The sequence below is a fragment of the Steroidobacter sp. genome, assembly GCF_036406195.1.
Lineage (GTDB): Bacteria > Pseudomonadota > Gammaproteobacteria > Steroidobacterales > Steroidobacteraceae > Steroidobacter.
The window spans coordinates 53,249-74,464 of sequence record NZ_DASWVW010000016.1 but is presented as its reverse complement, the minus strand read 5'-3'; the positions used below and the strand labels follow the sequence as shown (position 1 = coordinate 74,464).

The 21,216-nt window shown below is 63.6% G+C and carries 16 protein-coding genes; 5 read left to right on the top strand and 11 right to left on the bottom strand.

The features are described from left to right. Window positions 1–12 precede the first annotated feature (12 nt). The 10 genes from purF to prmB form a co-directional block, all read right to left on the bottom strand. Complete coding sequence (purF, locus tag VGE08_RS05715; RefSeq protein WP_331066887.1) at window positions 13–1,518, bottom strand: amidophosphoribosyltransferase; 1,506 nt, start codon at window positions 1,516–1,518, stop codon at window positions 13–15. A 2-nt stretch (window positions 1,519–1,520) separates the two neighbouring features. Further along, on the bottom strand, window positions 1,521–2,153 hold the full coding sequence (locus tag VGE08_RS05710; RefSeq protein ID WP_331066886.1) for a CvpA family protein: 633 nt from the start codon (window positions 2,151–2,153) through the stop codon (window positions 1,521–1,523). Window positions 2,154–2,259: 106 nt separating this feature from the next. Continuing rightward, a complete protein-coding gene (locus VGE08_RS05705) occupies window positions 2,260–3,021 on the bottom strand; it encodes an SPOR domain-containing protein (RefSeq protein WP_331066885.1) in 762 nt (253 codons plus the stop codon). Window positions 3,022–3,063: 42 nt separating this feature from the next. Beyond that, window positions 3,064–4,350 (bottom strand): bifunctional tetrahydrofolate synthase/dihydrofolate synthase, encoded by a 1,287-nt coding sequence (gene folC, locus VGE08_RS05700; protein WP_331066884.1) that lies wholly within the window; start codon window positions 4,348–4,350, stop codon window positions 3,064–3,066. 124 nt (window positions 4,351–4,474) lie between these two features. After that, window positions 4,475–5,353 (bottom strand): acetyl-CoA carboxylase, carboxyltransferase subunit beta, encoded by an 879-nt coding sequence (gene accD, locus VGE08_RS05695; RefSeq protein WP_331066883.1) that lies wholly within the window; start codon window positions 5,351–5,353, stop codon window positions 4,475–4,477. A gap of 242 nt (window positions 5,354–5,595) precedes the next feature. After that, a complete protein-coding gene (gene truA, locus VGE08_RS05690; RefSeq protein WP_331066882.1) occupies window positions 5,596–6,408 on the bottom strand; it encodes a tRNA pseudouridine(38-40) synthase TruA in 813 nt (270 codons plus the stop codon). Window positions 6,409–6,721: 313 nt separating this feature from the next. After that, window positions 6,722–9,706, bottom strand: coding sequence for a FimV/HubP family polar landmark protein (locus VGE08_RS05685; RefSeq protein ID WP_331066881.1), 2,985 nt, complete (start codon window positions 9,704–9,706; stop codon window positions 6,722–6,724). 186 nt (window positions 9,707–9,892) lie between these two features. Further along, the gene (locus VGE08_RS05680; protein ID WP_331066880.1) at window positions 9,893–10,915 is read right to left on the bottom strand and encodes an aspartate-semialdehyde dehydrogenase; all 1,023 of its coding nucleotides are present in this window, start codon (window positions 10,913–10,915) and stop codon (window positions 9,893–9,895) included. A 120-nt stretch (window positions 10,916–11,035) separates the two neighbouring features. Continuing rightward, on the bottom strand, window positions 11,036–12,109 hold the full coding sequence (aroC, locus tag VGE08_RS05675; RefSeq protein ID WP_331066879.1) for a chorismate synthase: 1,074 nt from the start codon (window positions 12,107–12,109) through the stop codon (window positions 11,036–11,038). A 97-nt stretch (window positions 12,110–12,206) separates the two neighbouring features. Beyond that, window positions 12,207–13,130 (bottom strand): 50S ribosomal protein L3 N(5)-glutamine methyltransferase, encoded by a 924-nt coding sequence (gene prmB / locus VGE08_RS05670; protein WP_331066878.1) that lies wholly within the window; start codon window positions 13,128–13,130, stop codon window positions 12,207–12,209. A 27-nt stretch (window positions 13,131–13,157) separates the two neighbouring features. Here prmB and VGE08_RS05665 point away from each other — a divergent pair, with 27 nt between their 5' ends. Genes VGE08_RS05665 through epmA form a run of 3 tightly spaced genes read left to right on the top strand, consistent with a single transcriptional unit; the run spans window position 13,158 to window position 15,641 of the window. Then, window positions 13,158–13,796, top strand: a complete 639-nt coding sequence (locus VGE08_RS05665) for an SCO family protein (protein ID WP_331066877.1) — start codon at window positions 13,158–13,160, stop codon at window positions 13,794–13,796. A gap of 10 nt (window positions 13,797–13,806) precedes the next feature. Further along, window positions 13,807–14,688, top strand: coding sequence for an archaetidylserine decarboxylase (gene asd / locus VGE08_RS05660; protein WP_331066876.1), 882 nt, complete (start codon window positions 13,807–13,809; stop codon window positions 14,686–14,688). Continuing rightward, window positions 14,685–15,641: an EF-P lysine aminoacylase EpmA gene (epmA, locus tag VGE08_RS05655; protein WP_331066875.1), complete on the top strand. Its 957-nt coding sequence runs from the start codon at window positions 14,685–14,687 to the stop codon at window positions 15,639–15,641. Before asd ends, epmA begins: the two co-directional genes overlap by 4 nt. A 46-nt stretch (window positions 15,642–15,687) precedes the next feature. Here epmA and VGE08_RS05650 read toward each other — a convergent pair whose 3' ends face one another. Then, window positions 15,688–18,282, bottom strand: coding sequence for a serine/threonine-protein kinase (locus VGE08_RS05650; protein ID WP_331066874.1), 2,595 nt, complete (start codon window positions 18,280–18,282; stop codon window positions 15,688–15,690). 173 nt (window positions 18,283–18,455) lie between these two features. Between VGE08_RS05650 and VGE08_RS05645 the strand changes: the two genes are divergently transcribed. Together VGE08_RS05645 and VGE08_RS05640 are read left to right on the top strand one after the other, a co-directional pair. Then, window positions 18,456–18,932 carry a GAF domain-containing protein gene (locus VGE08_RS05645; RefSeq protein WP_331066873.1) on the top strand — a complete coding sequence of 159 codons (477 nt, stop codon included), beginning with the start codon at window positions 18,456–18,458 and terminating at the stop codon, window positions 18,930–18,932. 729 nt (window positions 18,933–19,661) lie between these two features. Next, entirely contained in the window at window positions 19,662–21,002 is a 1,341-nt protein-coding gene (locus VGE08_RS05640; protein ID WP_331066872.1) for a tyrosine-type recombinase/integrase, read from the top strand. The last annotated feature ends 214 nt before the right edge of the window (window positions 21,003–21,216 follow it).

Sequence of the window (21,216 nt, the reverse complement as noted above, 5' to 3'; positions counted from 1 at the left end):
TCGAGCCCGCAATCACACCGCGCGAATGGCTTTCAGCGAGCCACGCAAGCGCCGATTGGCCTTGGCCTGATCGGAACGCTCTTCTTCCAGGCGCGCGAGGTATGCAGGCGTGATGTCGCCAGTGACGTACTCGCCCGAGAAGCAGGACGTATCGAACTGCTCGATCTGCGAATCGTGGTGTAGGCATGCGCGCACCAGGTCGTCCAGATCCTGATAGATGAGCCGGTCCGCGCCGATGGCCTTGGCGACTTCCTCTTCGGTCTTGTTGCTGGCGACCAGCTCCGAAGCCGTCGGCATGTCGATACCGTAAACGTTGGCGAAGCGCACCGGCGGCGCAGCCGATGCGAAGTAGACGCGGCGAGCACCGGCCTCGCGCGCCAGATCGATGATCTGCGCGGAGGTCGTGCCACGCACGATGGAGTCATCGATCAGCAGCACGTTCTTGCCGCGGAATTCCAGATCGATGACATTGAGCTTGGAACGCACGGACTTCTTACGCTGCTCCTGCCCCGGCATGATGAAAGTACGGCCGATGTAGCGATTCTTCACGAACCCTTCGCGGTATTTAACGCCAAGCAACTGCGCGACCTGTACGGCAGCGGTGCGGCTCGTGTCGGGAATCGGAATGACCACGTCGATGTCGTGATCCGGCCAGACTCGCCTGATCTTTTCCGCGAGCAGATCGCCCATGCGCAACCGCGCCTTGTGCACGGAGATGTTGTCCATCTTCGAGTCGGGCCGCGCGAAATAAACGTACTCGAAAATACACGGCGTGTGTTTGGCGGCTGGCGCGCACTGCTGCGAATAGAAGCGGCCGTGCTCGTCGATGAACACCGCCTCGCCCGGGCCCACGTCACGTTCGAGCGTAAAGCCCAGCATGTCGAGGGCAACGCTCTCGGACGCCAGCATGTACTCGGGGCCCTGCGGCGATTCACGCTTGCCGAGTACGAGCGGACGAATGCCGTGCGGATCGCGGAAGCCAAGCAGACCGTGGCCCACGATCATCGAAACGACGGCGAACCCACCACGGATACGGCGATAGACGGTGCTTAGCGCCGAGAAAATGTCTGCGGCCGACGCGCGCGGCGTCTTCACTCGGGACAGCTCGCTCGCCAGCACATTCAGCAGCACCTCGGAATCCGAAGAGGTGTTGAGATGACGCAGGTCCTCACGCGTGAGGACTTCAGCGAGCTCGGCGGTGTTGGTGAGGTTGCCGTTGTGGCCGAGGCAGATGCCGTAGGGAGAATTGACGAAGAAGGGCTGCGCTTCGGAGGCGCTGTCACAACCCGCGGTGGGATACCGCACGTGACCGATGCCGACATTGCCTTTCAGTTGCAGCATGTGCTGTGCCTGGAAGACATCGCGCACCAGGCCAGTCTTCTTGCGCATGAACAGCTCGCCGTTCTCGTAGGTCATGATGCCCGCGGCATCCTGACCACGGTGTTGCAAGACCGTGAGCGCGTCGTAGAGCTGTTGATTGACCGGGCTGTGCCCGACGATGCCAACGATGCCGCACATGCTCAGACTCCCGCAAAAGACGCTCGGGCCGCAACCGCCCCGCGCGTGGTGTGAGCCCGCATGGTGTGAACCATGGATGCCGATATGAATGCCGGCGCGGGCTGCAAGTTCAACGCTGAACGATTCGAAAGTGAATTGGGCCGAGCCTGCTTCTCCAGCTCATTCATGCCCGTCTCCGCAAATGACTGCAGCCAGCCCGCCGCTTCGGAGGCATACGGCATCAGCCGCGAGCCCTTCCACCAGCTGGTCTGGGTGAGCTGCACGAACTCGCCCAACAGTACGAACACCGCGACCACCACCGCGCCGCGCACGAATCCAATCACCAGCCCGAGCAGGCGGTCGACCATGATGCTGAGGCCCGAATGCCGCAGCACATAACCGAGAATGCCGGCGAGTATCCAGCCGGTCACCAGCACCGCCAGCACGATCAGCGTGCGGGCCGCCCACGTGCTCACCGGCGGATCGCCGACCCTGCCGGCCAGCAGCGGCTCCAGCACATGAGCATAACGCCAGGCGAGCCACAAACCGCCCAACCAGGAAAGCACGCCAATGGCCTCGCGGACGAACCCGCGGGCTACCCCCAGAAGCATCGAAAGAAGCAGTACGCCGAGAATCAGGTAGTCAGCACCATTCATAAGCGCAGCAAGGATTTACGGCCTCGGGGGTTGGGGCGCGCGGATTCTAGCAGCGCCGCGCCATCTGGAAACAACGGACGGTGCACACTCGTGCGACCCGAATGCCTCACGGATGCGTTACCACTGCCGCATTCGGCACGCTGGCCTTCACCACCTTGAGCGCCGCCTCGGCACCGGCGCGATCCTTGCTGGGGCCGATGCGTACTCGGTACAGGGTTTTACCCCCCGTGGACACCGGCATGACGAAGGCGCTCTGCCCTTTCGCGCGCCATTCGTTCGCGAGCCGCTGCGCGGTCGCCTGGCTGGAATAGCTGCCCAATTGGACCACCCAACCCTTACCTGCCGGGACCTGCGATGTGGGGGCGGTCTGCGCGGAAGCAACGGCGCGCGGCTCCGGTTTCTTCGGTTCCGGCTGAACCTGGGTCGGCGGTTTGGCCGGCGGTGGCGTCTCCGCGCGCTCGGACTGAGTCGCCGCCTGGCTCGGCGTTTCGGCGCGCGGCTCGGGCTTCGGCGTTGCCGCCATAACCGACGGCGTGGTCGGCTGCGATTCAGGGAAAGCCTGAGCGGGCGGCTGTTCAGCCGGCTCGGGCGTTTCCACCGGCGGTACCGCTTCCGGCGGCGGCGCGCGATTGTCGGCGAGGGATTCGATCGGAGTCGCCTTCGGTGGCTGGGTGCCCGACGCCTGGCTCAAATCGATGGTGTAGGTCTTGATCGAGCTCTCGCCCGCACCCTCGCCGCTTGCGGCAGTTCTGGCCTGCTGTTCATCGGAGTCGCGGCTGGGTCCCGAGAGCATCTCGGGAATCAGGATGATGGCCGCAGCCATCAGCACAGCTGCACCGATCAGGCGTTCTTTGACAGGGCGTTCCACGGCGCGAAGTATAAGAGGCGCGGGCGCGCAGGGACACGGAACTTAACCCTGAATCGCGCAACTTCCCGCTTGCAACCACTCCAGCGCGGGACCCACCGTAAGGAACGAGCCGAACACGACGATGCGATCGCCTGCGCGCGCCATCTTCTGCGCTATGTCGCAGCCGGCACTGACGTCGAGCGCAGTCGTGGCGACAGTCGCGTCCAAGTTGGCAAGCCGCGGCGCCAACGCGTCGACCGGCACGGCACGCGCGCTCTGAAGTCCGACGATGATCCACGAATCGAACGAGCCACGCAGCGCGCTCGCGATGCCGTCGATGTCCTTGTCGCCAAGAATGCCGCATACGGCGATGGTGCGTCCGTTCGTGGGACGCGCCGCAAGTTGTCCTGCGAGCGCGCCCGCCGCGGCGGGGTTGTGTGCCACATCGAGAATCCATTCGACATCGGGCTGCGCTCGCCGGATCACCTGGAAGCGTCCCGGCAATGTCACATTCTCCAGCCCTTGCTCGATAGTCGCGCGCGTAATCGGCAGTCGCTCGGCCAAGCATTCCAACGCGCACAGTACGGACGACGCGTTGTCGAATTGCAGCTCGCCGTGAAGCGCGGGCCGCGGCAGGTTCTCGTACTTCGTCGCGCGGCCTTGCCAGGACCAACGTTCGCCGTCGCGCTGCCAATCAAAGTCCTGGCCGAGACGATACAGCGGCGCGCCCAAATCCTGTGCCGCCGCCGCAATCGAGGCCGGCATCTCGCGCGCGCCGAAAATTGCAGGCTTGCCCGCGCGGAAGATACCCGCCTTCTCGCGGCCGATGCTTTCCAGGTCCGATCCCAGCCAATCGCAATGATCGAGTGCAATCGACGTAACCACGGCCACGTCGGCATCCACGGCATTGACGCTATCGAGCCGGCCGCCGAGACCTACTTCGAGCACGATGGCATCGAGGCATGCGGTATCGAACACCAGCAGCGCGGCCAGCGTGTTGAACTCGAAGAATGTCAGCGTGTCGTCGCCCCGCGCCTCATCGATGCGCTCGAAGGCAGCAACCAGTGACGCGTCGGAGACTTCGCGCCCGTCGATGATGATGCGCTCGTTGTATCGGACCAGGTGTGGCGAGGTGAACGTGCCGACGCGATAACCGGCCGCGCGCAGGATCCGCGATGTGAGCGCGACAGTCGACCCCTTGCCATTGGTCCCCGCGACCGTGATGACAGGACACGCAGGCTGCCGCCATTCAAGACGCTCGAGCGTGCGGCGCATGCGTTCGAGGCCGAGGTCAATCGTGCTCGGATGCAGGGTTTCCTGCCAGCGCAGCCAATCGGCCAGGGGTCTCATCGAGAGAGGTCAGCGGTTGCGGAGGATGGGGGGCAGCGGTTGGCGGTTGGCGGTTAGCGGTTAGTGATCAGTTCAGCAATCTGTCGCGCTCTTGACCAACCGCTAACCGCCAACCGCTTCGTGATTACGCCGCCGCGACTTTCGGCTGCGGCGCCGGCTTGTGCATGAAGATGGAGATCAAACCTGCGATGCGCTCGCGCATATCGCGGCGATCGACGATCATGTCCAGCGCGCCCTTCTCCAGCAGGAACTCGCTGCGCTGGAACCCCTCAGGCAGGGTTTCGCGCACGGTTTGCTGAATGACGCGTGCACCGGCAAAGCCGATCAACGCCTTGGGCTCACCGATGTTCACATCGCCCAGCATCGCGAGACTCGCGGACACGCCACCGGTGGTCGGATCGGTCAGCACCGAAATGTACGGCAGCCGCGCCTTCGCCATCCGCGCCAGCGCCGCGCTGGTCTTCGCCATTTGCAGCAGCGACAACAACGCTTCCTGCATGCGCGCGCCTCCGCTCGCGGAGAAACAAACGAGCGGCATGCGATGCTCCAGGCAATGCTCAACCGCACGCACGAAACGCTCGCCTACGGCCGAACCCATCGAGCCGCCGAGGAACGTGAACTCGAACGCGCACGCAACCACGGGCTCGCCCAGCACCGTGCCGGCCATGACGATGAGCGCGTCCTTCTCCTGGGTGGTCTTCTGCGCGGCCTGCAGGCGGTCGCGATATTTCTTGGTGTCGCGAAACTTCAGCGGATCTTCCGGCCCGATGTTGTCCGCCAGCTCCACCTGCCCTTCCGGATCGAGGAACGCCTCCAGCCGGTCGCGCGCCTGGATGCGCATGTGATGGCCGCACTTCGGGCAGACGTGCAGATTGCGCTCCAGCTCGGCGCGGTACAGCACCGCGTCGCACGCCGAACACTTCATCCACAGGCCTTCGGGCACCGAACGCGTGCGGCGCTCGGTCTTGATCCGCGAAGGCATGATTTTTTCGAACCAGGTCATAACGACAGCCTGAATTTCCTTAAGAGTTTTCCATCGGTCTGCACCCAACCACGAGGCATGAATCGACCACCCTTGGGCACAGGGATGTGCCCCGCCGCCACAGGCAGCGGCTGCGAGGAAAAAACCGCGTTTTTTCCTGAGCAGCGCGAAGGTCGTGGCAGGATGCCCGATCCTGAGCTTATTGGGAGGGCATCTATACTTGGTCCCGAACCGGCCGGCAAGTTGCCGATAACAGGCCGGATTCAGGGAGATCGGGCATTCATGGGTTCCGTTGGGGCCAGCACGGTGAATTCCGGCTCGCTGGGCAGGTTCAAGGCCGGCGCGTAGCGGATGCCCGCCAGGTACAAGCCGCCCGGCACCGCCGTCACTCCTCCCAGCCTCCGATCCTTGTACGCCAGCACCTGCGCCGCCCAATCCACCGGCCGCTCGCCGGTGCCAATGGCAATCAGCACACCCGCGATATTCCGCACCATGTGATGCAAGAACGCATTGGCGCAGACCGTCAGCTCCACCAACTCACCGTGCCTCTTCACTGCGATCTCGTACATCTTGCGCATCGGCGTGCGTGACTGGCACTGAGCGGCGCGAAATGACGAGAAGTCGTGCTCTCCGACCAAGTGCTGCGCGGCCTCGTGCATCCGATTTTCGTCCAAAGGAAACCGCACCCACGCCACGCGATCCGCATTGAGCGCCGGACGCGCGATGCGATTCAGGATGACGTATCTATAACGTCGCGCGAGCGCTGAGTAACGCGCGTGGAAGCCTTCCGGGACTTCTCGAGCCCAAAGTACGCTCACTTGATTCGGCATGTTCGCCACGGCGCCGAGCATCCATGAACGCTCCGTGCGATTCGCCGTCGTGTCGAAGTGGACGACCTGCATGGCCGCGTGCACTCCCGCGTCGGTTCGACCCGCCGCGACGACTTCGATCTTTTCATTAGCTACGACAGAGAGCCCCTCTTCCACCACGCTCTGCACACCGCGCGCGTGGTCTTGCGACTGCCACCCGGCGAAGCAGCTACCGTCGTATTCGAGGCCTAGGGCGATTCGGGGCATTCAGAGAGGTTTGGCAAGGAAGAAAACGGATTCCGAGTCTGGCGCTGCCGCGCGATTATCGCCACGCCATCAAAGCCCACTGTGTTATCGGCGCCTGCCGGGAAGGGGGTGCCTCCTCCCGGCATGTTGAAAAACAGGGACGTTTTTCAGCAAGCGCTACACGTACGTACAAGCAACGCGACAGCGCAGGCGCGGCGGGTGCGCGGTGCCGGGAGGAGGCACCCCCTTTCCGGCAGGCGCGAGCCACCGACGCCCTCCCAAAACCGCGCGAAGCGCGGCAACGCGAAGCGCACCAGCGCGAAGCGCAAGTAACTTAGCGAATCGAATCCATCAACCGCTGCGCTTCCTGCTTCTGGCTCGGATTACCTTCCGACAGCACCTCATCGAGGATGCTGCGGGCGCCGTCCGGATCACCCATGTCCATGTAGGCGCGAGCCAGGTCGAGCTTGGTGCCCACCTCGCTCATGGTGACCGGCTCCAGCTCCGACAACTCCATTTCGGTGACCAGCGACTGGCGCTGCGTGGGCTCGTTGTCATCGGCCGAGGACAACGGATCGCCAACGTCGAGGTCGACGCCGCGTGCCACTTCCTGCGTGCTGTCGCCGAAGACATCGCTCGAGAAGATGTCGTCAGACTCGCGCGGCCTGCTGATGGTTTCCGAGTTGACCGGTCCGCTGCTCAGTTGATCCAGGTCGAGATCGATGTCCGTCATGGCCAGCGGCTTCTTCATCGACGCCGTCGCGTCCACGTCCGGACGCGGATGCTCGGCCGTGTCGCCGCCGCCAGTGAGATCCACCTGATCGATATAGATCGTGCCGGTGCTCTCGATGTCACCGTCGAAGCGCTGCGCGACTCGCGGCGCCTCCATGGTGCGATCGAAACTGCTGAGCGACGGCGCCAGCTGCGTCATTTCGTCGTCACGCAGCGGCCGCACGTCTTCGATCGTGTCCTTGTCGAGCGACGTCGTGTCTTCCAGCGCGCGGCCTTCGTCGAGCGACTGCTCGTCCAGGCCCAGATCGTCGATGGACAGTTCCGCCGTGTCGCCCGTGCTGCCGTTCTTGCTGAACAGGGCACTATCGACCTTCTCGCGCACGGTCTGCGAGGTGCGGTCGATCATCGGCGATTCGATCGTGGGCGTTTCCTGCGTGCGGGACAGCGCGTCGACTTCGCGCGTGCGCTGTTCCTGCGTATCGTCATCGTTCGGCTCGTCGAGCAGGAAGTCGAGACCGCTCGCGACCTGCGTCGCGTCGTTCGGTCCCGGACGCTCGCCGCTGGCGAATTCCAGATCGAGCCCCTGCCGCCCATCTTCCGAAGGCTCGGCGAACAAGTCGACGTCGACGCGGTTCTCGCCGCCTTCGAGGTTCACATCCACCAGGTCGACGTGACCGCCCTCGCCCTTGAACATGTCGTTCTCGGGGGCGATCTGCTTGCCCATGATCAGGACCTTGTCCCACTCGCCCTGCGGGGCATCGTCGCGCGTCTCGTACAGATCGCGCGCGGTGTCGAGGAACAGATCCTTGTTGCCCCAGACAAAGTAGATCTCCAGCAGTTTGAGTTTCAGGTCGCGGCGACCCGGCTCGCGATCGATGGCGATCTTCACCAGGTCCGCCGCCTGGTCGTACAGGCCATAGGCCATGTGGAAATCGGCCTCGGCCAGCGCGTCCTGCTGGTCGAAGCGAACCGCGGATTCGCTGCTCAACGTATCGTCGGCCCCGTGGTCCACAGCAGGCGCCGCCGCTGCTGCTGCGACACCAGCATCGAAGCCACTCGGCTGAGCCGGTTCGCGACGCGCGGTCGGCTCGAAGTCCAGGTCTTCGTCGAGGTTGGTCTTCACCAGGCCCGCGTCGTCCTCGCCTTCGACGAGGAACGCATCGGCACGACCACCCTTGCTGGACGGCGCGAGCGCGCGGGCCGGCCGCGCCGAGGGCGGCTCGAAGTTCAGCGTCGACAGATCGTCGAGCGCATCTTCCTCGCTCTCGCGACGGCGGCGGATGAACACAGCCATCGCACCGATCACGACCGCCAGGCCAAGCGCGATCACCAGCCACCAGTACTCGTTCAGCCGCTCCATCAGCGTCGGCTCGGGAGCCGGCGGCGGAGTTGCAGGCGTCGGCCGCTCCTGCGGAGCCGGCTCGGCGGCGACAGGTTCTTCGGCTGCCGCAACCGGCTCGCTCGGCGTCTGCTCGATCGGCGCCTGAGCTTCGGTCGGCAGCGTCTCCCCGACCGGCTGAGCCGGCGTCGAGTCGACGTTCTGCTGTGCCTGTGCCAGAGACGAGCTTTCAACTTCCAGGCGGCGATCCTGCGAAGTCGACGCGGCCGGGGCCGGGGCGGACTGCGAGGGCTGCGCGGCCTGTTGCTGAACGGGAGCGGGCGTCGGCGGCGTCGGCGTTTCTTGCGGCGTCACCAATCGCAGGCGATCGCTCGTCGGCGCAGTATCGGCCACCATGCCGCCGGCCCACTCCGCCGTCTGCCGCGCCACTTCGGCGGAAGCCTCATCCGTCGAAATCGCTTCGATCTCGGACAATTCAGGAATGCGCAGCACGCTGCCGGCGCGCAGCCGATTGATGTTGTTGCCGCTGAACGCCTGCGGGTTGGCGCGGAACAACGCGATCATCGTCTGGTTGTTCACACGACGCGGACCGGGATTGGTCGCGGCGGCGATCTTAGACAGCGTGTCGTTGCGCTGGACGATGTATTCGGTACCCGGCGCCGCGATGATCTGCTGATCCTCGGGCTGTTCGCTGCGAGCCTGCGTGGGAGCGGGCTCGGGCACGGGCGTCGGACGCGGCGTGGCAGCCGGAGCCGGCACCGGCGCGGGCGCCGGAGCACGCTCGATGCGGCCTTCCGCCGTCGTTGCCGACTGCGGCGTCGTGACCGGAGCAGGCGTTTCCTGCGACGGCATGAACACCGGCGGATCGAGCAGCACGGTGTACTCGCGGACCAGGCGGCCACGCGCCCAGCTCGCCTCGACCAGCAGCGTCACGTACGGCTCGGTGACCGAACGGTTGGAAGTCACCTTGATGGTGGCTTTGCCGTCGCGGCTGCGGCTGACTGCGAAATCGAAGTTGGTCAGGTACTGCGGCCGGTCGATGCCATAGCGTGAGAACACGTCCTGACTGGCGAGCGTGACCTTGAGGCTACCCAACTCCTCCGGAGTCGGCGACAGCAGCTCGATTTCCGCGTCGAAAGGCTGGTTCAGGGCGGAATTGAGGCGGATCTCCCCCAGACCCAGCGCATACAGCGTCACAGGGGACAGCAGTGCGCCCGTCAGCAGCAGGCGCGGCAGGTGTCTTCTCATCAGCTCTCCCGGTACGTGTCCCGAAGCCATCCTCTAGGCGATGTGGGGCAGCCTGCTCAAGGTCTTATGCAACGACCTTATGGAAAGTGCCCGTGCTACAGATGACCAGCGCGCCTGGCGTCATGAAGACATGAAAAGCCCCCAAAAAGCTCATGTGCTTCATGACTTTAGGCGCGCAACTATAGCTTACAAATACTCTTTCACCAAAATCTCGGCGATTTGAACGCTATTTAACGCTGCTCCCTTGCGAACGTTATCGGACACAATCCACAAATTTAGACCCCGGTCGTGACTGAGATCTTCCCGGATGCGTCCCACGAACACCGGATCGGTCCCGGCCGCCTCGGTCGCCGGGGTGGGATACCCGCCCGGCTTGCGTTCGTCCATCAGCACCACCCCAGGCGCCTTGCTGAGCAATTCCCTGGCTTCGGCCTCGCCCAGCTTGCGCCGGGTTTCGATGTTGACCGCCTCGGAATGGCCCACGAACACGCCGACCCGCACCGCGGTGGCATTCACCTTGATGCTCTGGTCCTCGAAGATCTTCTGGGTCTCCCAGTACATCTTCATTTCTTCCTTGGTGTAGCCGTTGTCCAGGAACACGTCGATCTGCGGCACGCAGTTGAACGCGATCTGCTTGGCGATGACCTTGGGGGTCACGGTGCCGCCCTTGAGCAGGGTCTCGGTCTGCGACTGCAGCTCGTCGATGGCCTTCTGGCCACCGCCGGACACGGACTGGTAGGTCGCCACGTTGATACGCTCGATGCCGGCCGCATCGTGCAGCGGCTTCAGCGCCACCAACATCTGCATGGTCGAGCAGTTCGGGTTGGCGATGATGTTGTGCTTCTTGTAGCCGGCGATGGCGTGCGGATTGACCTCGCTGACCACCAGCGGGATGTCGTCCTGGTAGCGGAACTGCGAGGTGTTGTCGACCACCACGCAGCCGGCCTGGCCGGCACGCACCGCATGCACCTTGGAAACGCTGGCGCCGGCCGAGAACAGGCCGACCTGGGCCTTGCTGAAGTCGAACGTTTCGACATCCAGCACCGGCACGTCCTTTCCTTTGAAGCGAATGGTTTTGCCGACGGATTTGGCGCTCGCCAGGGGATAGATCTCGCCCACCGGGAAGTTGCGCTGTTCCAGGATCGACAGCATGTTGCCGCCGACCAGGCCAGTCGCACCCAAAACCGCCACATTCCACCGCTTGCTCATGACTCCAGACTCGGTTGCTCGCCAGATGTTAAATTCGGGTCGCGCACACTACCTCAATCGCCGCCCGGAAGCAGCGGGGTAATCGATGATTCCCGCGATGACTCGCGGTGAATCCGGGGTTCACCTCGGCAGATGGTCCGCGTTCTGCGCTCGGTGCCGGAGGTAGTGATCGATCAATACCAGCGCCAGCATCGCCTCGGCGATGGGCGTGGCACGCAGTCCCACACAGGGGTCGTGCCGTCCCGTGGTGACCACCTCCACGCTGTTGCCATTCACATCGACGGTGCGCCCCGGAATGGTGATGCTGGAGGTGGGCTTGAGGGCGATGCTGACCAGGATGTCCTGACCGGAGGAGATGCCGCCGAGGACTCCGCCGGCGTTGTTCGAGAGGAATCCCTGCGGCGTCATTTCGTCGCGATGTTCGCTGCCCTTCTGGCTGACACTGGCGAAGCCGGCGCCGATCTCCACGCCTTTCACGGCGTTGATGCTCATCATGGCGAACGCGATGTCCGCATCGAGCCGGTCGAATACTGGCTCGCCCAGCCCGGCAGGCACGCCGCTGGCAATCACGTTGACGCGCGCGCCCACGGAATCGCCCTCGCGACGCAGGTCGATCATGTAGTTCTCCAGTTCTTCGAGCCGCGATGGATCGGGGCTGAAAAACGGGTTGTCGTATACCGTCGCCAGTGATTTGGGTTCGAGCACCAAGGGCCCGAGCTGCGCCAGATATCCTCGAATGCTGACGCCGAGGCGTTCACGCAGATATTTGCGAGCAATCGCGCCCGCCGCGACGCGCATTACCGTCTCGCGGGCCGACGACCGGCCGCCGCCGCGATAGTCGCGGAAGCCATATTTCTGCTGATAGGTGTAGTCGGCGTGCCCGGGGCGGAAGCGATCCTTGATCTTCTCGTAGTCGTAGGAGCGCTGATCGGTGTTCTCGATCACCATGCCGATGGGCGTGCCGGTGGTGCGGCCCTCGAACACCCCCGACAGGATTTTCACCTGATCCGGCTCCTTGCGCTGGCTGGTATGTCGCGAGGTCCCGGTGCGCCGGCGCTCGAGCTCCGGCTGAATGTCCGCCTCCGACAGCTCCAGCCCCGGCGGGCAGCCATCGACGATGCAGCCGAGCGCGGGGCCATGGCTTTCGCCGAAGGTGGTGACGGTAAAGAGCTTGCCTAGGGTGTTGCCGGACATGAGCGAGGGGCGTAGCGACTCGTATGTATGTACTGACTGATTCTACCCACACAGCGCCCGCGACGCTCTGTGCCATTCGCGCGGATTCCGCCAGCTATTATGACTTTGCGACCAGCTGATCTCTGGTAAGCAGAAACACGCCGCCCCCACCGCGCTCGAAGTCCAGCCAGGTGAAAGGCATGCGGGGCAGTGCCTCCACCAACGCTTCTTCCGAGTTGCCCACTTCGACGATCAATATTCCGTGCGGCTGCAGGTGCGCGGCAGCCTGGTCGAGGATTCGATGGACGATGTCGAGACCATCGCGGCCGCCGTGCAAGCCCATCACCGGCTCGCGGCGATATTCCTCGGGGAGGCCGGCCAGTTCCTCGTCGCCGACATACGGCGGGTTGGAGACGATTACGTCGTAGCGCTCGCCCTTCAAGCCGTCGAACACGTCCGACTGAACGGCGCGCACGCGCTGTTCAACAGCGTGGCGCTCGATGTTTTTGCGCGTGACTGCGAGCGCGTCGGGAGAGAGATCCGCGGCATCGACCTTCGCCTCTGGAAAGGCCAATGCCGCGGCGATGGCAATGCAGCCCGAGCCGGTGCCGATGTCGAGGATTCGCTGCACTTTGCCAGGATCGATCCAGGGCCGGAACTGCGCTTCGATCAACTCGGCAATCGGCGAACGGGGCACCAGCACGCGCTCATCGACGTAGAACTCATGCCCCGCGAACCACATGCGATGCGTGAGATAGGCCGCCGGCACGCGCTCGCGAATGCGCCGTTCGATGAGCTCGAGCGCCTTGGCGCGTTGCGGGGCTTTGAGCACCTGGCCGTACACTTCATCCGCATCGTCGTGCCGTAGACCCGCCGCGAAAAACACCAGCTCGGCGGCCTCGTCGACGGCGTTGTCAGTGCCATGGCCGAACCACAGCCCGGCGATGGCGAACTGTTCAGCCGCGAAGCTGATCAGCTGTGCAACGGTCGCACGCTCGGGCGGGGCGGCGGACTTCCTGGAGGCGGATTTCTTGGCGGGCATGCGATACTTCGCGCCACGAGGAGACAAATGAGCCGAGCAAAATCGATTGGACTCGCGGTGCTGGTCGCTATTGTAGCGATTGCGGCCGGCCTGCTGCTGTCACGTGCCCTGCTGGATCGCTCCAGCACGCCGGTCCTGGCCAAGGCCACGCTGCTCGATCCGGCCCGGCCGCTGCCGCCGCTGGCCTTCGTCGATCAGCAAGGTCAGCCCTTCGGCGTGGAGCAACTGCGTGGCCACTGGAGCATTCTGTTCTTTGGCTTCACCTCCTGTCCCGACATCTGCCCGACCACGCTGGCGCTGCTGGCGCAGGTCGAGAAGCAGCTCGCCGACCTGCCGCCCGAACAGCGCCCGCACATCGTCCTGGTCTCGGTCGATGCCAGGCGCGACACGCCGGAACGGCTGGCTCAATACGTGAAGTCGTTCAGCCCTACGTTCACCGGCATCACCGCCGGCGAGCAAGCGGCTGTCGAAGAGTTTGCGACGAAGCTGGGCGTGCCCGTGGCGATCTCGCCCCTGCCGGGCGACAACTACACCGTCGATCACTCCGCTGCGATCTTCATCATCGACCCGAGCGGCGCGCTGCGCGCCCTGTCCTCGACGCCGCACAATGTTGCCATCATCGCGGCAGACTATCGCAGCATCGTCGCCGCCTCGCCCCACTCGTGATCGCGCGCTCATGACAGACGTTCCTTCCGTCAGCACCGGCGACCGGCTGTTCGCCGCGCTCCAGTACGTTCTGCCCAAGCACCTGATGTCGCGCGTGATCTACGCCATCGCGCGCAGCGAGTCGCGGTTCGTCAAGAACACGTTCCTGCGCATCTTTCTCAATCTGTTCGACATCAACATGGCCGAGGCGGCGCAGCCGGACCCGTTCGCCTATCGCACCTTCAATGATTTTTTCACGCGCGCGCTGCAGCCCGGCGCTCGCCCCATTGCCATCGAATCCGAATGGGTGGTCAGCCCGGTCGACGGCACCGTAAGCCAGGTCGGCGAGCTGCTGAATGAGTCCATGCTGCAAGCCAAGGGTCAGCACTACACGTTGCAGGAACTGCTGGCGGGCGATGAGGAATCGATCGCCGCCTATCGCAACGGCAGCTTCGCGTGCATCTATCTGGCACCGTACAACTATCACCGCATTCACATGCCGTATGCGGGCAAGGCGCTCAAGAACATCTATGTGCCAGGCGATTTGTTCAGCGTGAACGCATCGACGGCTCGCGCGGTGCCCAGGGTGTTTGCTCGCAATGAAAGGTTGATTTGCGAGTTCGATACAGCGATTGGCAGGGTCGCGGTGATCCTGGTGGGCGCGCTGCACGTCGGCAGCATCGAGACCGTCCACTGCGGCGAAGTGAATCCGCCGCCACGACGGAACAAGCGTCCCGAGATCATCGCCAAGGGTGTCGGCCGCGAGCTCGACAAGGGTGAGGAGCTCGGCCGCTTCAACATGGGCTCGACCGTGGTGTTGCTGTTCGAGCGCAACCGCGTTCACTGGGACGCGTCGATGCGAGCTAATGCGACCGTGCAACTCGGCCGCCCCATTGCCCGGGTCGTGCAATGAAGAACGATTGGCGTCCCACCGCGCCCATTGCGACGCTCGAAATTCGAGCGTCCATGCTGCGAGCAGCGCGTGAATATTTCACGGCCACTCGGGCGCTGGAGGTCGATACGCCGACGCTCAGCTCCGCGGCGGTGACGGATGTTCATCTGGCGAGCGTGGCCGCAACGACGCTCGGGCGACGCACTTTCCTGCACACCTCGCCCGAGTATGCGATGAAACGTCTGCTCGCGGCCGGCTGCGGTGACATCTGGCAAATCTGCAAGGTCTATCGCGACGGCGAGAGTGGTCGCCATCACAACCCTGAATTCACGATGATCGAGTGGTATCGGCTCGGCATGGATCATCACGCGCTGATGTCGGACGTGGAGCGGTTGATCACCACGGTGCTGCCGCCGGCGCGCGCGTTCGATCGGTCGGAGCGGCTGACTTACCGGGAAGCGGTCCAACTCCATGCGGGCGTCGATCCGTTCGATGATCCGGTGCCGGTATTGATCGCGCGTTTGGAAAGCTCGGGCATCGAAGTACCGCGCGACGTGCGCAGCGATCGTGATGCTTGCCTCGATCTGATCATGGGCATCCTGGTAGGACCGCAGCTTGGCCACGACCGGCTGACATTCGTCTATGACTATCCGGCGTCGCAAGCGGCGCTCGCGCAGATTCGGGGTCCGGTCGCCTCGCGCTTCGAGGCGTACATGGATGGGTTGGAGCTGGCGAACGGCTTTCACGAATTGGGCAATGCGGCCGAACAGAGAGCGAGGTTCGAACGCGACCTGGAAGAACGCGCCAGGCGAGGACTGCCGCCGATGCCTATCGATGAACGTTTCCTCGCCGCGCTCGATCACGGCCTTCCCGACTGCTCCGGCGTGGCGCTGGGCTTCGATCGCCTGGTGATGTGCGCGACCGGGGCGAAACACATCGATGAGGTGCTTGCGTTTCCCTTCGATCGGACCTGAGGCGCCCTCTTTTATCGCTTGATCAGCTTCATGCGGTTCTGATGGCCTACGGCGCGCGCCTCGGATCCTGGGTCAGAGCGCTCAGCTGTTGTCGGACAGCTGCTATGGACGGGTGAGTCGCAGGCATGACCTTCCGTTGCAGCTCCGTCGCTTCTTCAAGAAGAGTCGCGGCGCCAGCAACGTCGCCGGAATCGGCACGCAGTTCAGCCAGCGTGCACAGCGCCTCGGCAAGTTTTACTGGCTCATCCTGTTTGCGCAGACTGGCCACAGCATCTTCAATGTCTTTGCTCGCGGCGGTGGATTGGCCGGTCGCGAGATTCAAGCGCCCGCGTTCCAATGTCACCAGCACGTGGCGCCGGTCGCTGGGATCGAAGCGCTCCGCCGCGATAACTTCGGCTTCAGTCAGTGCCGTTCTTGCAGTGGAGAGCTCACCTAACTCTCGCAGCGCCCCAGCCCGTTCCAGCAACGAGCTGACCAACTGCGGACTGCCGGGCCCCACGGCATTGCGCTTGAGGGCGATTGCCTGATCGGCGTGCTCCAGCGCGCGAGTGAAATCGCGCGCTTCACGATACACACCTGCCAGATTGTGATGCGCGATGGCCAGATCCAGCTGATCGGGCTCGCGACCGGACTGATAGATCTTCAGCGCCTCCAGCAGTGCCTGTTGCGCACCGTGATAATCGGCCCTCGCCCGCAACACGGTCGCCAGATTGTTGTGTGCGCGTGCCACCAGGAAATGATTCTTGCCGAGAATGTCGCTCTGGCGGGTGACAAACTTGCGAAACAGCGGCTCCGCTTCATCGAGCTTGAACTGACGGCGCAGGATATGGGCCAGCGTATTGAGGCCGGTGGCATACAGGTCCTGGCCTTCGTGAACCGCGCCTTCCAACAGTGGCAGCGCCTCGCGCGCGTAGCTTTCGGCCGGCGCATATTGGCCGGACTCGCCCAACGTGAAAGCGAACCCTTGCAGCACGTTGCCCAAGGTCGCCCGCTGGGACTCCGGCAATTCTCGTGCGGCCGTTTCGGCCCGGCGGTGATATTTGATCGCGTCCTCGAAGCGCTGCTGGGCACGCAGATTCTGGGCGATCGAATGCAACAGCTGCGCCCATTCCTCGTCCTGCTCCAATCCCAGGCGCACGCGGATCAATTCGGCCTCGCCGAACGCTTGTTCGGCGAGCGGAAAACGCGACATCGAAAAATGCACATGACCAAGCGCCTCCAGTGCGCGTGCCAACTCGACGTCGGTCTCGCCGAACTCCCCGCGCGCCACGCTCACCTGGCGCTCCATCAAACCCAACGCCTCGGGCATCAGGCCCAGGCCGCTGTACGACTGGCCCATCTTGCGCATCAGCGACAAGCGCAACCGGGGTTCGTTGACCAGATCGCGGTCGATACGCGCCGCCGCCACGTCGAGCAGATCGCGCGCAGTGACTTCAGCACCGCGCGTCTCGTTCGGGTTGGCTCGACGGAACACGTCGAGCATGAATTCGGCGACGGAGTCGGCCGCCTTGCGTTCGCGTTGCGCACTGTCACGCTCTCGGGACAGCTCGGCCGTATAGAACGCGACAACGGTCGAGATCATCAGCATCGAAGCGACCGAGCCGGCCACGGCCCATACATTTCGTCGCACGAACTTGCGGGCGCGATAAGCCCACGTATCCGGCCGCGCGTGTACCGGACGGCCATCGAGATAGTTCTGGATGTCGGCCGCAAGCCCCGCCGCCGTCTGGTAACGTTGGCTCGAATCGCAGTGCATGGCTTTGAGCACGATGTTATCCAGATCGCCGCGCAGCTCGACCGCAAGGCCGCGCTTGCCGGGTTCGTCTGGAATTCGCGCGCTTGGCGCTGGAGGATTGGTGAGACCCACGATGCGCGTGATCTCACAAAGCGACAGGTTCGCGAATTCATAGGGCCGCTTGCCGCTCAAAAGCTCGTAGAGCAGCACACCGAGCGCATAGATATCCGATTGCGTGCCGACCGGCTGCCCCAGGAGTTGCTCCGGGCTGGCATGATCCGGCGTCAGCACGCGATCGATCTGCTGTGTCATCGAGTTGGCGAGCGCGGTCTCGGCGTTCAGCAGCTTGGCGACGCCGAAGTCCAGCAGCTTCACCACCCCTTGAGCCGTTACCAGAATGTTCGACGGCTTCAGGTCGCGATGGATGACCAGGTTCTGGTGCGCGTACTGCACGGCGCTGCACACTTGCTGCATCAACCTGAGCTTGGCTTCAATGCCGAGGTGACGGAGCTTGCAGTACTGATCGATGCGCATGCCGGCAATGTGCTCCATCACCAGATAGGGCGTGCCATCGTGCATCTGCCCGCCATCCAGCATGCGCGCGATGTTTTCGTGCGCGAGCCGCGCGAGGATCTGACGTTCGGCGCGGAAACGGCCGGCAAGATCGGTGACGGTGGGACACCACTCGACGACCTTCAACGCCACCGATTGTTGATATTCGTCGTCCGCACGCTCGGCAAAGTACACCGAGCCCATGCCGCCACGGCCGAGCAGTCGCACGATACGATAACGCCCGACAATCTCTCCCGGCGGCAACTCGCGCCGCAGCAGCGCAGGGGCCGGCTGTTCCGCGGCCTCGCCGAGGGGTTTGCCGTCACCGGCTGTCGAGCTTGCTCCTGGCTCCATGATTCGTCCGCTGACCTTGCAGTGCATGTATCAACGCGTGCGGAGCGTACACGCGCGGCTGGTCACGCTGGAAGCACGGCGATCACACCTGGCGCCGGGGAGTAGAATGCTGCCCCAGGCCCTTAATGAATTTGCTGAATTGCCTTGCTGAAGGCAATCGAGCGAGCCGAGCCATGCACGAGAGCCACATCGATACCACCCAGCCCAAGCCCGTCCTGTATCGGCAACTGCTTCAGGAGCTGACTGGCTTGATCGCCGGCGAGCGCGACCTCATCGCGAACCTGGCCAACAGCGCGGCGCTGCTCTATCACTCGCTGCCGGACTTGAATTGGGCGGGGTTCTATTTGCTCAAGGACGGTGAGCTGGTCGTCGGCCCCTTCCAGGGAAAACCCGCGTGCGTGCGTATCGCGATGGGCAAAGGCGTGTGCGGAACCGCCGCGGCCCAGCGCACGACGCAAGTCGTCCGCGACGTGCACCAGTTTCCAGGTCACATCGCCTGTGACACCGCATCGAATTCGGAGATCGTGGTGCCGATGATTCGCAATGGCGAAGTCATCGGCGTGCTGGATCTGGACAGCCCGAAGATCGCCAGATTTGATGAGGAAGACAGGAAGGGATTGGAAGCGTTCGTGGCGACGCTGATCAACTAAGCCGCCACGAAGTTTTGCCTGGTACAAAGCCGACGTTTCATCGCCGGCTCACACACTGACGTTTCAGCGCGCCGTCGAGGCGCGCAAGCCACGGTGCTGCGAAACAAATCCTTCTTAAGCCCAATGGTGCTTAGTTAACTGTCTTTGTCGCAGCGGTTCGCGGATAGCGGTTAGCCAGAAATGAGCCAAATCCTGGCCTCCGTTCTGCCCTAACCGCTAACCGCCAACCACTGCAGGGCGCTAACTAAGTGCCATTGCCCTTAGGATGCGATGGCTGCCGCCGCATTTCCCAGCCGCAGCCGGCAGCATCGATGGTGGACGTAATGGTGGACAGCGCCAACGGGACGCGCCCAATCCGCTGACGGGATAGAGAGAATGGCGGAGAGCGAGGGATTGCACGAAGCACGTCCCTGTACTTCGCCCTTCGGGCAGCCTGAAGGCTGCGCAAAACGGCGGTCCTGCCGTTTTGTCGAACTCCTCATCCCTCCCTCCTTGCCATACAACAAAGCCCTCTATCGAGGGCTTTCCTGTATGGCGGAGAGTGAGTCCTAAAGGCGGAGACGACGGTACTTTCCACCGACATCCACCACGGTTCAACGAGGGCTGATCAGTACAGCTAAGTCCCTGACTTCTTGAAGAAAACCGGTTCGCTCGGATTCCATATTGGTCATTTAGAGCCACCGAGATCCGGTTTCTGATGGGGGACGGAGATGGCTGAAGGAGTTGATCATGCCAAAGCGCGCTCGCGAGCTTTCCGCCCGCGCCGTCATGTCCCTGCGAGAAGAAGGTCGATATGCCGTCGGCGGTGTCCCTGGATTGTACCTGCGCATCGAGGATGGATACCGGTGCTGGGTCCTGCGTCACCAAGTCAACGGAAAACGACAGGAGTTCGGGCTCGGCGGCTTTCCCCAGGTCACGCTCGCGCAGGCGCGCGATCGAGCCTGGGAGAGGCGCCGAACCCGGCCGTCCGGGTCGGCCAGCCCGCAATTACCCGCGACAACGCCTCAACCGCGCGTTCTCGTCCTGTCGGCCCAACCGAACCCGCCGACGCCGAGCACCGCCAAAGACGAACCGCCGGTGACGTTCCGGTTATGCGCGCGAACCTATATCGCGGCCCAACAGGCGGGCTGGAAATCACCCAAACACTCCAAGCAGTGGTCCTCGACACTGGAGGAATACGCCCACCCGGTGATTGGGTATCTCCACCCGCGCGAGATCACCCTGGCCCACCTCCTGCGCATCCTCCAGCCGATCTGGGCGAACAAGACCGAAACGGCAACCCGTGTTCGCGGTCGCATCGAGTCCATCCTCGACTGGGCCGAGCACCGCGGCTATCGCAGCGGCAAGAATCCCGCCGCCTGGAACGGTAACCTGGAGTATGAGCTGCCCTCCCCGACCAAGCTCAAGAAGCGCAAGAAGCGGCACCATCCCGCACTACCCTACCTCCGAGTCGGCGCCTTCATGGCTGATCTGAGGTCCCGGCGAGGCGTCTCTATCCGGGCGCTCGAATGGGGCATTCTGACCGCCACTCGTAGTCAGGAAATCCGTGGCGCCCGGCATAGCGAGATCAACCTGCAGCTCAAGCGATGGACGATCCCAAAGGACCGCATGAAGCTGGAGAAGGACCATGTCGTCCCGTTGTCCGACGCAGCAATCTCGCTATACGAGTGCCTGCCGGTCAGACCAGGCTGCGACCTGCTGTTCCCCGCGCCCGAGAGCGGCGGCGAACTGACCGACGCCGCCCTTAGCGAACTCATCGATGGCATGCATGAGAGGGACCTCAATCGCGGTGGTATCGGCTATCTCGACCCGGTGCAGGATCGAGTTGCCACGCCGCACGGATTTCGCTCCACCTTTCGCGACTGGGCGGCGGAGGTCGCGTTCTTCCCGCGCGAGGTGATCGAGCATGCGCTCGCCCACAAACTCAAGGATGCGGCAGAGGCCGCTTACCAGCGCGGCGTGCTATTAGCGAAACGGGCGGCGCTGATGGAGCAATGGGCGGCGTTCTGCAGTGAACTCTGCCCCCAGCTGCCTTCGCTCAGAGACATCTCTGAACGCACGGCCGCATAAGGGTCGTCACAACCGAATCCGGATCGTGCATGCGGCGATCTGGGTTCGGGAACACCACCCAGACGACGGTCGATCCGAGGTAGAAGCGCTTGTTTCGTCCTTAACGAACTCCAGACTACGTTTAACCGCTTGGATAAGGATCGCGGTGAACACTCAACCGATGGTCGCGCCATCAATCCACTACGTGCGGTACTTGATAATTCTCCCCCACACG

Coding starts and splice junctions, on each gene's coding strand:
- purF (WP_331066887.1), bottom strand. CDS start 1,518: ATGTGCGGCATCGTTGGCATCGTCGGGCACAGCCCGGTCAATCAACAG.
- VGE08_RS05710 (WP_331066886.1), bottom strand. CDS start 2,153: ATGAATGGTGCTGACTACCTGATTCTCGGCGTACTGCTTCTTTCGATG.
- folC (WP_331066884.1), bottom strand. CDS start 4,350: ATGAGACCCCTGGCCGATTGGCTGCGCTGGCAGGAAACCCTGCATCCG.
- accD (WP_331066883.1), bottom strand. CDS start 5,353: ATGACCTGGTTCGAAAAAATCATGCCTTCGCGGATCAAGACCGAGCGC.
- truA (WP_331066882.1), bottom strand. CDS start 6,408: ATGCCCCGAATCGCCCTAGGCCTCGAATACGACGGTAGCTGCTTCGCC.
- VGE08_RS05685 (WP_331066881.1), bottom strand. CDS start 9,706: ATGAGAAGACACCTGCCGCGCCTGCTGCTGACGGGCGCACTGCTGTCC.
- VGE08_RS05680 (WP_331066880.1), bottom strand. CDS start 10,915: ATGAGCAAGCGGTGGAATGTGGCGGTTTTGGGTGCGACTGGCCTGGTC.
- aroC (WP_331066879.1), bottom strand. CDS start 12,109: ATGTCCGGCAACACCCTAGGCAAGCTCTTTACCGTCACCACCTTCGGC.
- prmB (WP_331066878.1), bottom strand. CDS start 13,130: ATGCCCGCCAAGAAATCCGCCTCCAGGAAGTCCGCCGCCCCGCCCGAG.
- VGE08_RS05665 (WP_331066877.1), top strand. CDS start 13,158: ATGAGCCGAGCAAAATCGATTGGACTCGCGGTGCTGGTCGCTATTGTA.
- asd (WP_331066876.1), top strand. CDS start 13,807: ATGACAGACGTTCCTTCCGTCAGCACCGGCGACCGGCTGTTCGCCGCG.
- epmA (WP_331066875.1), top strand. CDS start 14,685: ATGAAGAACGATTGGCGTCCCACCGCGCCCATTGCGACGCTCGAAATT.
- VGE08_RS05650 (WP_331066874.1), bottom strand. CDS start 18,282: ATGGAGCCAGGAGCAAGCTCGACAGCCGGTGACGGCAAACCCCTCGGC.
- VGE08_RS05645 (WP_331066873.1), top strand. CDS start 18,456: ATGCACGAGAGCCACATCGATACCACCCAGCCCAAGCCCGTCCTGTAT.
- VGE08_RS05640 (WP_331066872.1), top strand. CDS start 19,662: ATGCCAAAGCGCGCTCGCGAGCTTTCCGCCCGCGCCGTCATGTCCCTG.